The sequence below is a fragment of the Oleiphilus sp. HI0086 genome (genome assembly GCF_001635225.1).
In genome coordinates this window covers 1-13,513 of the sequence record NZ_LWFZ01000918.1, presented here as the reverse complement: position 1 = coordinate 13,513, position 13,513 = coordinate 1, and the positions used below count along the sequence as shown (strand labels likewise).

The window sequence follows — 13,513 nt, the reverse complement described above, 5'->3', positions numbered from 1 at the left end:
CCGCGTCTAACTTGCAGTTAGATGGTCGAAAACTAGGTGCTTGGAGTGGTAATTTGCAGTCGTCGCCAACAGGAGCGATATTCTCAAATATAAAAGGCAGTGTTAAAGGTAGCCAGTTTTCCGGACGGCTTAATTGGCAGGTTTCAGAAGACAATTTACAGACCAGCATTCTGACAATGGATGGCAAAGGTAGGCATTTTGAAAATGTATTCAGATTGGCAGGTATTGATCCTCTTGTGAGTAGTGATGACTTTAGTTCAAAGCTTGCGCTTACCTGGCCTGGTGCACCTAAGGACTTTTCGCTAGGTAAACTATCAGGCTCTCTGTCACTGATACTCGAAGATGGATTTCTGCAAACTGACGATGAAAAAACAGGTGCTTTACGTCTGTTCGGCATCTTGAACGCTGAAGCGATAATGCGTCGTTTAAAGCTGGATTTCTCCGACCTGTATAAAAGTGGGGTCGGCTTCGACTCTTTTACGATGAACTCAAGTATAGATCAGGGCTTACTTACACTCTCTAAACCCTTGGTCATTGATGGGCCGGCAGGGAAGTACACCATAAACGGAAGTAGTGACTTAGCGAGTAAGGCGCTGGACCTGGACATGCTTATTGAGCTGCCTTTTTCGCAGAATGTGCCTTTGGCAGCTCTCGTTCTTGGTGCTCCTCAAATTGGAGGTTTAGTTTGGCTTGCAGACAAATTGCTTGGTGAACCCTTAAGTGCTTTAACTACTTCCCGATACGATATTACGGGTACGTGGCAAAAGCCTATAGTGGAATTAAAAGAGGCGGTAAACGCGAGCAAGAAAAAACGTAAGACGACTCAAACGCCTCAGCGAGTAACGCCACCAATAGAAGAGAGTGATGCGGGTGCAGAAAGCAATTTGGCACCGAATTAAAATACTACGACATCAATCAATTATATAAGGTAACGCCGTGGTTCGAGTTGCATGCATTCAAACGGTCAGTACTGATGAGCCAGAAGAAAATTTCAAGCTGGCGATGGAGGTACTCGAGCGTGAATTTTCTGGTTCTGATTGTGAGCTAGTTGTTTTCCCTGAAAACTTTCTTTATTTCGGCAGCGCACTAAATTCCCAGCTTCAGGAAAAGTTCGAAGGATATTTGGAAGCCTTTCGTCAATTTGCCAAAAATAATTCTATCAACCTGGTTTTGGGTAGTTTGCCGTTCCCCGCTTCGCTCTCACTTAGTTCACAAGGGAAGCAACGATATTTTAGTCGTAGTCTTCTGATTAATATCTCAGGTGAAGTACAGGCCTACTATGATAAGCAACATTTATTTGATGTTGAGGTCGGTGATGAGCATGGCGAGTATCGTGAGTCGGATACCTTTTGTCCCGGTGAAAGAACCGTAGTTGAAACGATAAGTTTCGAAGATGGTACTCAGGCCGGAATCGGATTTTCAATTTGCTATGATTTGCGCTTTCCAGAGATGTATCAGGACATGCGTAGGGCAAGGGCAAAAATATTACTTGTACCTTCTGCTTTTACCGAAAAAACCGGTCAAGCTCATTGGGAGTTATTGTTGCGTGCGCGAGCTATTGAAAACCAGTGCTTTGTTATTGCTGCAAATCAGGGTGGAGAGCATAGCCGTGGGCGTAAAACTTGGGGACAGAGTATGATCATCGACCCTTGGGGAAACATATTAAACCAGCTCGGCAAAGGAGCTGGTATTTGTAGTGCGAATTTGGATTTTAAAGGCTTGAATAAAATTCGCGCAGCGATGCCGCTATTTTCAAGTTAGCTGGCTTTACTCAATATCTTGAGTAATCGTTCGAATATATTGAAACAGCTTTTTACCCGCGCCAGTATTCTTTTGCTGGTCGTGATCTTTCTTAGCGTTGCGAACGAGCGCTCTCAGGTGTTGTACGTCTGTATCAGGGTTGTCGGAAATAAAATTACTAAGCACATCATTTCCACCGCTAATCAAACGGTCTCTCCAGGACTCCATTTGGTGAAGCTCTTGAGCATATCGTTGACTGCTGGAGTCAAACTGATCAATTGCGAACTGAATCGCTTCAGCGTCTTCTGCGCGCATTAGCTTACCAATGAATTGAAGGTGCCGCCTTTTCGCCTCATTTTGACGAATATTGTAGGACTCTTTTATTGCATGAGTCAGATCTTCACTCATTGGCACTTTTTTTAGCTGAGCTGGCTTTAGTTCAGTAAGTTTTCGGCCTAAAGCCTGGAGTGCTTCCATCTCGCGCTTGACCTGACTTTTACTTTTCTCAAATTCTAGATCATCTTCGTCGTGGTATTGGTCAAAATCGCTCATTACTTTGGTACCTGTATGGTATAACAAAAAAATATATTAATGGAGTCTTACTAGTTCGCGTAGGCAAAAGTTGCCAAGCCCAAGAATGACAAAAAGCCTACAACATCGGTAATTGTGGTAAGGATAACACTACCAGCTAGTGCAGGATCAATGCTTTTTGATTTTAGGTAAATAGGCAGGATTGTGCCAGCGATGGCGGCTACGACTAGATTAATGACCATTGCTGCAGCGATCACCAGGCCAATCGTTAGGTCGTTAAACCAAAGAATGGCGGCGACAGCGACCACAAAAGCCCAAAGTGTGCCGTTGATTATGGATACTAGAAACTCTCTGTTTAACAGCCATGACAGATTTGAATGGCTGATTTGGCCAACAGCAATAGCTCTAATAACCAGTGTTAATGTTTGGCTACCTGCGACGCCCCCCATGCTGGCGACGATAGGCATCAATACGGCGAGCGCTACGACTTGCTCGATGGTTTCTTTGAATACGCCAATCACTGTTGATGCGATGAAGGCAGTAATCAAGTTGATGCCAAGCCATATAGCTCTGCGCTTGCTTGTTTGCTTAACGGGGGCGAATGTATCTTCTTCTTCATCAAGACCTGCCATGCTCATTAGCGAATGGTCAGCATCTTCTCTGATGACATCAACCACGTCATCGATTGTAATTCTGCCCAGAAGGATGCCTTCCTTGTTAATAACCGGCGCAGAGACGAGATCTCTTCTTTCAAATAGATTAGCTACTTCGCTATCGGTCAGATTGACATCTATGGTAATGGTGTCAGTTTCCATTACTTCCCGAACCGTGGCAGTGGGATTAGAGACAAGTAATTTATTAAGTGGCAGAGTTCCGACTAGCTCGTCTTTACGACTAACAACCAACAATTTGTCAGTCATTTCTGGTAAGGAACGGTGTCTTCTTAAGTAACGCAACACAACGTCAATAGTGATACCGGGGCGGATGGTGACGGTATCTGTATTCATTAAGCCGCCGGCAGTGTCCTCGTGATATGAGAGGACTTCCTCGACACGGGCACGGTCTTGCGTGTCCATTGACTCAAGGACTTCAGCTGATACATTGTCAGGTAGCTGCTGAAGTATGTCGGCGAGATCATCTGTATCGAGGTCTTCTGTGAAGTTTACGACTTCCTGAGCATTTAACTTGCTGAGGAAGTGCGCCTGTATGTCTTCAGAGAGATCTTGTAGGACTTCACCTTTTAAATCGTCATTCAGCAAGCGCCATATTAGTGCTCGCTCTCGCGGTGGAGAGGATTCAATTAGGTGTGCAATATCACTTGCGTTTAGCCCCTTGTTCACAACCCTTTCAATTTGCCGGATAGAGCCGCTTTCGATTACTTCATTTACACTATGAAGTTTCTCTTTAGCGCTTTTGTTTGAAAATTGGCTAGGCATGGAACACGTTGATCTCTAGTTAACTGCTAAGTGATAAAACAGATAAGCCTGGTGAAGTGATGATTACAATTAGACCTATATAGATAGCTTAAACGTTTGCTTAAGTATAGCGCATGAATTGACACTTCGACAGTCAGAATAATCCAATAAACAGAGCCTTAGTTTGCTTTTATAAAGTGAGTTCTAGTTTATTGGAGCTGATAAGAGTGGGGGGCTTGAAATTTAGTGAGCGCTTATTCGCCTTCTCCAAACCTATCATTGATCAAGTCTTTGATCGCTGTCATTGCTTCTTCCTGATCCGCACCTTCGCAGCTGATTTCAACAAAAGATCCGCAGCTTGCGGCGAGCATCATCACAGACATAATGCTTTTACCATCGACTTCTCGGCCATCCTTTGCGATTTTAATACTGCTTTCAAAGCGTGTTGCAGTACCGACAAATTTAGCGGCTGCACGGGCATGGAGACCAAGTTTGTTAATAATTTCGATTTGTTCTGAAAGCATGGATGTTCTACTAAGCTAATGAAAAGAGGGTAGTTTATTACGTTTTGTGAGGTGAAGGTAGCTCTTTGTGGCGAATTTGGACATTATCAAATTGCGACTTGAAGTGCGCACCAAGCTGTTCGCTAATATAGACCGATCTGTGATGGCCGCCGGTACAGCCGATCGCGATAGTCATGTAGCTACGGTTTGATGCTTTGAATTGAGGAAGCCATTTACTGAGAAAGTTAATGATATCTTCCTTCATTAGTATGGATTCGGGTTGGGCGTTCATGAAGTCTACGACGGGCTTATCTAATCCACTAAAAGTACGAAGGTTTGGGTCCCAGTATGGGTTTGGCAAACAGCGAACGTCGAATACGTAATCTGCATCGCTAGGAACACCATTTTTGAAACCAAATGATTGAAAGAGTATGGCGAGCTCTTGCTCTCGTTTGCCTGTCACTCTAAGTTTTATGAGGTCTCTTAACTCGTATAGGGTTAGTTTCGTAGTGTCGACAGTCAGGTCAGCTTTTAGTGCCAGCTGGTCGAGAAGCGTTCTTTCGGTTTCAATCGCTTCGGTGAGTGAGTGTGTTGTGCTGCTAAGTGGGTGTTTGCGTCGAGTATCGTGAAAGCGCTTTAGGAGCGTCTCACTTTGTGCGTCAAGAAAAATGATATCGACATCAATCTCCATCTGCTTTAGCTTCTCGTAAACTTGGGGGAATGCTTCTATTCCACCCTGCAGATTTCTAGCATCGATACTGATCGAAACGTTACTTAACCTTGTATCTTTACCTTGTAGTGATTGTTTACCAAGGTTTAGTAAAAGCCCAACCGGTAAATTATCAATGCAGTAATACCCCATGTCTTCAAGGACGTGAAGGGCCGTGCTTTTTCCGGAACCGGATCTGCCACTGACAATAACGAGCTTCATAAGAAGTTCCTAGCAATTTTGAGCTTCTAAGGTTTGTAGGTCTTAAGCAATTATTTTCTGATAAAGTTCAGTGCCTGTAGCAGATTCCCTTAAACTATCGCAAAAAGCAGTGTTGTTGAACTTCTCTGCAATTTGACTTAAAAGATCCAGGTGCTCGCTCGTCGCCTCGGAGGGGACAAGTAAAACGAAAAGAATATCAACGTCTTCGTTATCTATCGAGTCAAAAGGTATCTTTTTTTCAAGTGTAAATAGACAACCAATAACTTGTTTGCAGTTTTCCAGTCTGCTGTGGGGAATGGCAATTCCTTGCCCAACTCCCGTGCTTCCCAGTCGTTCACGAGAAATAAGGTTGTCAAATATTTCAGTTTCATCAAGATGAGGAAATTGTTTTGAGACCAGGTGTGCAGCCTGTTGAAGAACTTTTTTCTTGCTACCACCGGGCAAACCGCGTTGGGTTAGCTCCGGTGACAAGATGGCCTCGATAGTAATTTTATTTTCAGACATTTTTCGACTCTAAAGATCGCTAATAACTAGCGTGCTGCTGCGCCGTGTGCGCGGTCAACTTTCTTTTCCTTGTGCTTAAGAATTTGACGGTCTAGCTTATCAACTAGCTGGTCGATAGCGGCATACATGTCGTCGTTCTCGGCGTGGCCGTGGATATCTGCACCAGCGATATGTAGCGTTGATTCAGCAATATGTGCTTGTTTCGATACAGAAAGGGTTACCTGTACGTTGCTAATGCCGCCAATATGGCGCTCTAGCTTTTGCAATTTGGTTTTCACATATTCTTTAAGTGCATCAGTTAAATCTACATGATGGCCAGTGATATTTAATTGCATAGTATTCTCCTATCATCGTTATTTTTAGCGAGAGTTGAATATTGACTCACTTTTCGCTTATCAAATCAACTTGCTGCAGGCAGCAAGTTATCAAATATTGTATTAAACCAATCTTTTTCTTTCGTTCGATGGGGGGATCGACATCGCTTCGCGGTATTTTGCGATAGTGCGGCGGGCGACGTTAATTCCTTGCTCTTTCAACAAGTCGGCAATCTTGCTATCGCTAAGAGGTTTTTTAGGGTTTTCTGCTGATATTAACTTCTTAATAATTGCGCGAATCGCTGTTGACGAGCACTCTCCGCCAGTAGTTGTGCTGACGTGGCTTGAGAAAAAGTATTTGAGTTCAAATATGCCTCGTGGCGTATGCATGTACTTTTGTGTTGTCACACGAGATATGGTGGACTCATGCATTTCTACCGCTTCAGCAATATCATGTAAAATCAGCGGCTTCATCGCTTCATCACCATAGTCAAGGAAGCCTTGTTGGTGAGCTACTATCTTACTTGCCACTTTTAGAAGCGTCTCGTTACGACTTTGTAGGCTTTTAATAAACCACTTTGCTTCTTGAAGTTGATCCTTCATAAAGGTGTTGTCGTTACTGGAGTCAGCTCTCTTTATAAACGAAGCATAATTTGCATTGACCCTTATTTTTGGCGCAATCTCTGGGTTGAGCTCAACTTTCCAGCGTCCTTTTTCTTTCTTTACGACGACATCTGGCACAATGTACTCAGGCTCGGAAGAAGCAATGGATTCACCTGGTTTAGGGTTCAAAGACTGAATTAGAGAGATAACCTCTTTCAGTTCATGCTCTTTAAGGCGGCTGCGTCGCATTAGTTGAGCGTAGTCTCTTGATCCTAATAAGTTCAGGTAGTGGCTGATTACAAGCTTTGCTTGTGGTAGCCAGGGCGTATCTTTTGGTAGCTGGCGTAACTGTAGCAGCAAACAGTCGGGCAGGTCTTTGGCAAATACCCCAGGTGGATCAAAGTGCTGCACGCGTTTTAAGACGGCTTCAACTTCATCTAATTCAACCGGGTCTTCGTCATCTGAGTTGTGCAGCCCCTCGTGTATCTCTTCAACGGTATTCGTTAGGTAGCCGTCTGTATCAGTTGCGTCGATTAATGACATCGCAATGTATCGGTCGCGATCAGACATGGGGGTAAGGTTAAGTTGCCAATCTAGATGATCTGCAAGAGACTCGGTAGCAGCGTTTCTTTGTTCGAAGGCATTGTTGTCATCTTCGGGAGCGGGACCACTGGGCGCATTGTTTGTATATATGTCATCCCAAGCCGTATCAACAGGCAGATCTTCCGGTATAGTATCTGACCACTCTTCACTAGGCGTGTCGGCTTCATTGCTAGCAGGTGCTTCGCTCGAACTGGTGTCTGTACTACTGCTTTGTTGGTTGTCCTGAGAGGCGTACTCGTTGCCATCATTTTGATGACTTTCATTCTGATTTTCTTGTTTATCACTTGTATTTCCAGGCTCGTTGTTATCGTCCTGGAGTTCGAGCATAGGATTAGATTCCAATGCTTCTTGTATTTCGTTTTGAAGGTCAAGAGTCGACAATTGTAGCAAGCGGATTGCTTGCTGCAATTGAGGTGTCATTGTCAGTTGTTGACCGAGCTTTAATTGGAGAGAAACCTTCATGTTCATGAGGATGTCACCAACTTAAGACTTAAATTTTGAATCATGTATTGTCGCTTATTATATTTTGCGGAAATGGTCGCTGTGAATAAACGTATTTATATTTACTTCATTTACACAAGTGTAGTGCGAAGATAGCAAAGTGTGAAACAAATAAAAGTATATTTACGTTACCAGCCTACAAATAATTGTTTTAGATCAAGTTATCGTCTTGTTGACGTGAAAATTGCATGCTACTCATTTCTAAGCTGAAAGTCATGCTTAATTGTTTGTATATGCTGTTCGAATCGAATGCTATGAACTAGCCACTGGCTTATAATTTGAATTGATTGCCCAAGTAGACTTGTTTGACCTTTTCATTATTCAGAATGTCTTCAGCACTTCCTGAAGCAATGATATGGCCATCACCAACAATATAGGCTTTTTCACAAATATCCAGCGTTTCTCTAACGTTGTGATCGGTTATGAGTACGCCGATATTTTTACTTTTAAGGTGAGAGACGATTGACTTGATGTCGTTGACCGATATTGGGTCGACACCTGCGAAGGGCTCATCGAGTAGAATGAAGTCAGGCTCCATTGCTAAAGCTCTGGCTATTTCCACTCGCCTACGTTCACCGCCTGACAAGGCCATGCCAAGACTATCTTTGATGTGAGTGATGTGAAACTCTTCGAGTAAGGCTTCCATTCTTTGTCGCCTTTCGCTGCGAGAAAGATCTTTTCTAATCTCTAGTACCGCCAGGATATTGTCTCGAACACTTAACTTTCTAAATATTGAAGCTTCCTGGGGCAGGTAGCCGACACCGTTTCGTGCCCTATCATGCATAGCCATGGATGATAGGTCGGTATCATTAACTGATATCTTGCCTTTATCATGCTTAACCAGGCCTACAATCATATAGAAACAAGTGGTCTTACCAGCACCGTTAGGGCCGAGCAGCCCGATCACTTCACCGCTGTTGATAGTCAGGGAAACATCTTTAACTATTTGGCGTTTATCATAGGCCTTGGCTAGGTTTTCTGCTTTTAAAGTTTTCATTGTTGCTCAGGTCTATTGCTTTTGCTCGGCACCGGACTCGGCATTTGGAGCAGGTTCGAGTGGCAGTTTGTTTTCGTTTTCTGGAGAACCTTTTATTAGTGGCACTTCAGTATTTTCCGATGCGGTCTCGGCATTAGGGTAGTAATGAATTTTAACTCGAGACCCTTGGGTCTGATCTCCCTTGGCGCGTATAGCTCTTCGTACAATGTCGTACTCTATTTCTTCACCTGAAAAGGAGTTGTCTTGTTGTACTAACTTAGCTTGGCCGGAAAAACGTAACAAGTTGTCTTTTGCAATATAAGTAATAGAGCTGCCATAGCCATGAGTGTTCGGGCTATCGGCGCTTACTTGTTGTACAAAGTGTGCTGGCTGGCCAGAGGCCTGGATGGTTGTAATGCTGCGATTTGTCGCCTTTACAGAAATATTATCTGCTTCTAGGCGAGATAAACCTTGGGAGATTATGACATTGCCGGTATAGGTTGACGTGCCATTCTGGTCGTCAAGGCTAGCCTGGTCTGACTCTATGGATATTGGAAGTTTACTGCTCGGGTCGATTGCAAAACAAAAAGCAGGCAAAAGGGTTAACAGGGTGGCACGGAGCAAGCTATTTATTGAAGGCATACTGTCCTCTGACATTGCTAAGGAGTTCAATGCGTTTTTCATTAAGCCAGCCGTTTAAGCCGGTTGCTTGAATGACGCTTTGATCTTTCCTAATGGTAACGGCTTGGTTTGATGAGATAAAGGCCTGTTTTCGGTCTATCGATATTTGATCGCTTTCAATGCTCCATGTTTTATCGCTGGGGATAATCTGCTCGATGATGACATTTCCGGAAAGCATTAGTGTATCGCTGTCTGGCTGGATTTCACCATTGTTGGCACTAAGTTGAATTATTTCTCCCTGTTCATTTGAGAGTGTCGCCTCAATGTGCTCGATATCGATTTGGTCAGATTGTGCGTAAAATAATGCGCTTTTACTTTGTAAGTTGGTTGAGAAGCCTTTGTCATCATATAGCGTAAATCTTGCGCCTTCGACGAATGCAGCGGGCCTGTCTGTACCTGCTTCTGATGCGCTTTTTTGGGTATCTTTTATCTTTTCTTCAGAAAATAAAAGTAGACCCAGTGCAAGGCAGGCTAGGGCAATGATTAAAGGTCTGTAATGGCTCGGGTTAAGCATAAATAGCCTGTTTTGAGTCTAAGATAAATAGCTCTGGTGGTACGCTTCCAGAAGTCCTTTAGCTTCCAGGATAAGGTCAGAAACTTCACGGACAGCACCTTGGCCGCCAGGGGTTTGAGTGCAATGTGCTGCATGCTTTTTAATAAGGCTATGCGCATTGGGAACTGTGATGCCTAGCTGCACGCTGGTGATTGCAGATAAGTCAGGTAAGTCATCGCCCACGTAACATATTTGGTCAAAGGAAATACCGAGTTCTTCGCTAATTTCACCTAGGGCAATTTTTTTGTCTTCTCTTCCTTGAAGGATGTTTTTAATGCCAAGGTCTTTTGCGCGCCTCGCCGTTAGTGCTGAGGTTCGACCTGTGATAATAGCGACTTCGATATCATGCTTCATTAGTGCTTTAATTCCTTGGCCATCAAGAATATTAAAGGCTTTTAGTTCGTCTCCTTGTGCAGAGAAATAAACACTGCCGCTAGTCATGACGCCGTCAACATCGAGTGCGACGAGTTTAATACTGGCTGCTTTATCTGCAATGTTTTTTGGAAGTGCGTTAAAAGTCATGTTGGTGGCCCTAAAGTCTTAGTTGTGAAGTTGAAGGTGTTGTAACTAGGCAAGTACAGTTTGTTCGTACAATACATAAAGGTAGCCACCATAGATAGCAAGTAATAGCGTGCCGGCTACCGGTCCAAGGCTGTTCTTCTTGGTTGCGTGCTTGATATAAACCATGGCAGCGAGCCCGAAGGTCAGGGCAAACATGAGAGCGTAGTCTCGGAATAGTGTCTCTTCACTAATCGGGATGCCACCCTGTGAGATTGGGTGAAGAAATGCAGGAATTGCTAGCACTGCTAATAGATTAAACAAGTTTGAGCCGATAATGTTTCCCAAGGCAAGGTCGTGATGGCCTTTAAGGGCGCTTGCAATGGAGGCTGCAAGTTCGGGTAGGCTGGTTCCAATGGCAACAATCGTTAAGCCGATGATGATTTTGCTCACGCCGAGCTCGGTAGCGATGCCAACTGCCCCCCAAACCAAAAGCTTTGAACTGGCGAGCAATAGAGCAATACTTATAGCTAGAAGAATGTAGGCTTTTTTTGCAGAGATGGATCTGCTGTCTTCTATTTCATCGATTTCTCCCGCGGGTGCGTTTTGAAGTTTGGCGAGAGCAATGAGTGAAATAAACAAAATTATAGATAGTGCAACACCGTCGAGTGCATCCAGCATGCCGTCACTGAGTAATAGGGTGGCCAAGAAAGTCGCGACCATGAGTACCGGGAACTCAACCTTCAGAATTGCCTTTTTAAGGGGGATGGCCGAGACCAGTGCTGTTGCGCCAAGTACTAGGGCAATGTTTGCGATATTCGAACCGATCGCATTTCCTACCGCAAGGTGACTTGCATTGTCTAGTGCTGCAGTACCTGAAACAATTAATTCGGGAGCTGAGGTGCCGAAGGCAACAACTGTTAAGCCGATCATCATCGGTGTCATGCCAAGGTTGAGCGCTGTAGCGACGGCGCCACTGACGAATCGGTCAGCACTCCAAATAAGAACAATAAGCCCGAGGATAATTGCTAAAGAAAATAGAAGCATAGGTTAGTATCTAATCAATGTTTTTTCTAGGGGTGTAATGAAGGGCCTTAGTATACCTATTAGTGAAGATATCGCCAGGTATTGCAAGCAAGTGATTATGTCCAATTTGTAATTGCAAAGCAATTTGATGAAGATGAGAATTAAGTACAAATAAATTGCTAAATTTCCTTGGCTCTATGAGGCAGCTTTGTTTAAATAGCCAAGCAATGCGTCAGTCGGTGGCGAATTTACTAGGTTTAGGGATAATCTATCTTGGATTCATATATAACAATTAATAATCTCCATTTTGTCAGAGGGCATCGAAGTATTTTCAATGGTGCGACCTTGCATATCCCTCGTGGAAAAGTTACCGCAATAATGGGGCCTAGTGGAACCGGAAAGACTACTCTGCTGAGATTGATTGGCGGTCAGTTACGGCCTGCAAGCGGTGAGATACTGGTTGACGGAGTCGATGTTAGCAAACTCAAGCGGAAAGATTTGTTTGAGGCTCGGCAGAAAATGGGGATGCTCTTTCAAAGTGGGGCGCTTTTTTCTGACCTGAGCGTTTATGAAAATGTTGCATTCCCGCTACGTGAGCACACTAACCTGCCTGAGGATATCATTCGAGATATCGTCTTGATGAAGCTTCATGCAGTAGGCTTACGTGGTACGCGTGAAATGATGCCTTCCGAATTGTCGGGCGGCATGACGCGTCGAGTAGCTCTGGCAAGAACCATTGCTTTGGACCCCGAATTAATTTTGTATGATGAACCTTTTGCAGGTCAGGACCCTATTGCGATGGGAGTGCTGGTTCAATTGATTCGCTTGCTTAATGATGCATTAGGCTTAACGAGCGTGCTGGTTTCGCATGATATTACAGAGTCCCTAAGCATCTGTGATCATGCTGTAATCTTGGCTGACGGTGTTGTCATTGGTGAAGGTTCTCCAGAGGAGCTAAAAACCTCAGGCTCTCCGCTGGTAAAGCAGTTTCTTAACGGTTTGCCTGATGGCCCTGTTCCTTTTCATTACCCGGCTACAGATTTTCGTAGCGAATTGTTAGGGTAGCCCATAGTTCCTTCAAGTGTGAGATTAGCTTAGTGATTGATTTTTTTGTTCAATATGGACGTAAGGGAATAGATTTTTGGGCGGCGATGGGGCGTTCGGGGATTTTCTTGCTCCGTGCTATTTTCGGTTTAACGCCAAACCTCAAAGGCTTTCGCCTTCTGGTCAAACAGTTATATCACGTCGGAGTGTTGTCGCTTGTTATTATTATTGTATCCGGCTTGTTTATCGGTATGGTGCTTGCTTTACAGGGCTACAGCATTCTTGTCGATTATGGCTCAGAACAAGCTGTTGGGCAGATGGTTGCCTTAACACTGGTTAGAGAGCTGGGGCCGGTGGTGACAGCGTTACTGTTCGCTGGCCGCGCAGGTTCAGCTTTAACGGCAGAAATTGGCCTGATGAAGGCTACCGAGCAGCTCAGTAGTATGGAAATGATGGGTGTTGACCCCTTAAAGTGCGTTATTGCACCGCGCTTGTGGGCTGGTTTTATCTCGATGCCGCTTCTGGCTGCAATCTTTAGTATGGTTGGTGTTTTTGGCGGTTTGCTCGTTGGCGTAGACTGGTTGGGCGTTTACGAGGGGTCGTTTTGGGCTAATATGCAGGGCTCGGTAGAGTTTCGTGAAGATATTGTAAATGGCATTATCAAGAGTGTTGTGTTTGGATTGGTCTGTACATGGATAGCAGTGTTCCAAGGATACGATAGTATTCCGACATCAGAAGGGATTAGTATAGCTACCACTAAAACCGTCGTATATTCATCGCTAGCGGTGCTTGGCTTGGACTTCCTACTAACAGCGGTAATGTTTAGCTCTTTCTAAACAATTATTTAAAATAAACTAAACTTTTTAGGGAAAATGACGTCATATGTATGAGAGAACAATAGAAGCGGCTGTAGGGGTATTTATGATAGCCGGATTCGCTGCCTTGGCGTTTTTGGCAATACAAGTGAGTGGTTTAACAAGCGATTCGGCGCGTGATACCTACAAAATATATGCCCAATTTGACGACCTAGGCGGTCTCGCTGTTAGAGGACGGGTGTCATTATCTGGTGTAACGGTTGGAAAGGTTAGCG

17 protein-coding genes are annotated in these 13,513 nt (G+C 44.2%); 5 read left to right on the top strand and 12 right to left on the bottom strand.

Annotation, left to right across the window (positions count from 1 at the left end):
* Together A3756_RS16595 and A3756_RS16590 are read left to right on the top strand one after the other, a co-directional pair.
* Window positions 1-899 (top strand): AsmA-like C-terminal region-containing protein (locus A3756_RS16595; RefSeq protein WP_304438891.1); only part of this gene is annotated, 899 nt, incomplete at its 5' end.
* A gap of 37 nt (window positions 900-936) precedes the next feature.
* Window positions 937-1,761, top strand: a complete 825-nt coding sequence (locus A3756_RS16590) for a carbon-nitrogen hydrolase family protein (RefSeq protein ID WP_068510930.1) — start codon at window positions 937-939, stop codon at window positions 1,759-1,761.
* A gap of 6 nt (window positions 1,762-1,767) precedes the next feature.
* Here the strand turns inward: A3756_RS16590 and yjgA are convergent, their stop codons facing one another.
* The 12 genes from yjgA to A3756_RS16530 form a co-directional block, all read right to left on the bottom strand.
* Window positions 1,768-2,292, bottom strand: a complete 525-nt coding sequence (gene yjgA, locus A3756_RS16585; RefSeq protein ID WP_068508115.1) for a ribosome biogenesis factor YjgA — start codon at window positions 2,290-2,292, stop codon at window positions 1,768-1,770.
* Window positions 2,293-2,342: 50 nt separating this feature from the next.
* Window positions 2,343-3,707, bottom strand: coding sequence for a magnesium transporter (gene mgtE / locus A3756_RS16580; protein ID WP_068553992.1), 1,365 nt, complete (start codon window positions 3,705-3,707; stop codon window positions 2,343-2,345).
* A gap of 233 nt (window positions 3,708-3,940) precedes the next feature.
* Complete coding sequence (locus tag A3756_RS16575; protein WP_068509651.1) at window positions 3,941-4,210, bottom strand: HPr family phosphocarrier protein; 270 nt, start codon at window positions 4,208-4,210, stop codon at window positions 3,941-3,943.
* A 37-nt stretch (window positions 4,211-4,247) separates the two neighbouring features.
* Window positions 4,248-5,120 (bottom strand): RNase adapter RapZ, encoded by an 873-nt coding sequence (gene rapZ, locus A3756_RS16570; RefSeq protein WP_068553990.1) that lies wholly within the window; start codon window positions 5,118-5,120, stop codon window positions 4,248-4,250.
* Between the two features lie 42 nt (window positions 5,121-5,162).
* Window positions 5,163-5,624 carry a PTS IIA-like nitrogen regulatory protein PtsN gene (gene ptsN, locus A3756_RS16565; protein WP_068510396.1) on the bottom strand — a complete coding sequence of 154 codons (462 nt, stop codon included), beginning with the start codon at window positions 5,622-5,624 and terminating at the stop codon, window positions 5,163-5,165.
* A gap of 26 nt (window positions 5,625-5,650) precedes the next feature.
* Entirely contained in the window at window positions 5,651-5,959 is a 309-nt protein-coding gene (gene raiA / locus A3756_RS16560) for a ribosome-associated translation inhibitor RaiA (protein ID WP_068510392.1), read from the bottom strand.
* Window positions 5,960-6,061: 102 nt separating this feature from the next.
* Window positions 6,062-7,606: an RNA polymerase factor sigma-54 gene (locus A3756_RS16555; protein ID WP_068553996.1), complete on the bottom strand. Its 1,545-nt coding sequence runs from the start codon at window positions 7,604-7,606 to the stop codon at window positions 6,062-6,064.
* 310 nt (window positions 7,607-7,916) lie between these two features.
* Entirely contained in the window at window positions 7,917-8,642 is a 726-nt protein-coding gene (gene lptB / locus A3756_RS16550; protein WP_068511164.1) for an LPS export ABC transporter ATP-binding protein, read from the bottom strand.
* A gap of 12 nt (window positions 8,643-8,654) precedes the next feature.
* Entirely contained in the window at window positions 8,655-9,263 is a 609-nt protein-coding gene (gene lptA / locus A3756_RS16545) for a lipopolysaccharide transport periplasmic protein LptA (RefSeq protein ID WP_068511162.1), read from the bottom strand.
* Window positions 9,247-9,816: an LPS export ABC transporter periplasmic protein LptC gene (lptC, locus tag A3756_RS16540; protein ID WP_068553988.1), complete on the bottom strand. Its 570-nt coding sequence runs from the start codon at window positions 9,814-9,816 to the stop codon at window positions 9,247-9,249. The genes lptA and lptC overlap by 17 nt, the downstream gene beginning before the upstream one ends.
* An 18-nt stretch (window positions 9,817-9,834) precedes the next feature.
* On the bottom strand, window positions 9,835-10,377 hold the full coding sequence (locus tag A3756_RS16535; RefSeq protein ID WP_068511157.1) for an HAD family hydrolase: 543 nt from the start codon (window positions 10,375-10,377) through the stop codon (window positions 9,835-9,837).
* Window positions 10,378-10,422: 45 nt separating this feature from the next.
* On the bottom strand, window positions 10,423-11,400 hold the full coding sequence (locus A3756_RS16530) for a calcium/sodium antiporter (RefSeq protein ID WP_068511153.1): 978 nt from the start codon (window positions 11,398-11,400) through the stop codon (window positions 10,423-10,425).
* Window positions 11,401-11,649: 249 nt separating this feature from the next.
* On the opposite strand from A3756_RS16530, the gene A3756_RS16525 reads away from it, so the two are divergent.
* The 3 genes from A3756_RS16525 to A3756_RS29280 form a co-directional block, all read left to right on the top strand.
* Window positions 11,650-12,444 (top strand): ABC transporter ATP-binding protein, encoded by a 795-nt coding sequence (locus A3756_RS16525; protein ID WP_197469856.1) that lies wholly within the window; start codon window positions 11,650-11,652, stop codon window positions 12,442-12,444.
* 32 nt (window positions 12,445-12,476) lie between these two features.
* Window positions 12,477-13,259 carry a lipid asymmetry maintenance ABC transporter permease subunit MlaE gene (gene mlaE, locus A3756_RS16520; RefSeq protein WP_068553984.1) on the top strand — a complete coding sequence of 261 codons (783 nt, stop codon included), beginning with the start codon at window positions 12,477-12,479 and terminating at the stop codon, window positions 13,257-13,259.
* Between the two features lie 46 nt (window positions 13,260-13,305).
* On the top strand, window positions 13,306-13,513 hold a 208-nt coding region (locus tag A3756_RS29280), incomplete at its 3' end, for an MlaD family protein (protein ID WP_156490544.1).

Coding starts and splice junctions, on each gene's coding strand:
- raiA (WP_068510392.1), bottom strand. CDS start 5,959: ATGCAATTAAATATCACTGGCCATCATGTAGATTTAACTGATGCACTT.
- rapZ (WP_068553990.1), bottom strand. CDS start 5,120: ATGAAGCTCGTTATTGTCAGTGGCAGATCCGGTTCCGGAAAAAGCACG.
- lptC (WP_068553988.1), bottom strand. CDS start 9,816: ATGCTTAACCCGAGCCATTACAGACCTTTAATCATTGCCCTAGCCTGC.
- A3756_RS16535 (WP_068511157.1), bottom strand. CDS start 10,377: ATGACTTTTAACGCACTTCCAAAAAACATTGCAGATAAAGCAGCCAGT.
- A3756_RS16530 (WP_068511153.1), bottom strand. CDS start 11,400: ATGCTTCTATTTTCTTTAGCAATTATCCTCGGGCTTATTGTTCTTATT.
- ptsN (WP_068510396.1), bottom strand. CDS start 5,624: ATGTCTGAAAATAAAATTACTATCGAGGCCATCTTGTCACCGGAGCTA.
- A3756_RS16575 (WP_068509651.1), bottom strand. CDS start 4,210: ATGCTTTCAGAACAAATCGAAATTATTAACAAACTTGGTCTCCATGCC.
- lptB (WP_068511164.1), bottom strand. CDS start 8,642: ATGAAAACTTTAAAAGCAGAAAACCTAGCCAAGGCCTATGATAAACGC.
- A3756_RS16555 (WP_068553996.1), bottom strand. CDS start 7,606: ATGAAGGTTTCTCTCCAATTAAAGCTCGGTCAACAACTGACAATGACA.
- mgtE (WP_068553992.1), bottom strand. CDS start 3,707: ATGCCTAGCCAATTTTCAAACAAAAGCGCTAAAGAGAAACTTCATAGT.
- lptA (WP_068511162.1), bottom strand. CDS start 9,263: ATGCCTTCAATAAATAGCTTGCTCCGTGCCACCCTGTTAACCCTTTTG.
- yjgA (WP_068508115.1), bottom strand. CDS start 2,292: ATGAGCGATTTTGACCAATACCACGACGAAGATGATCTAGAATTTGAG.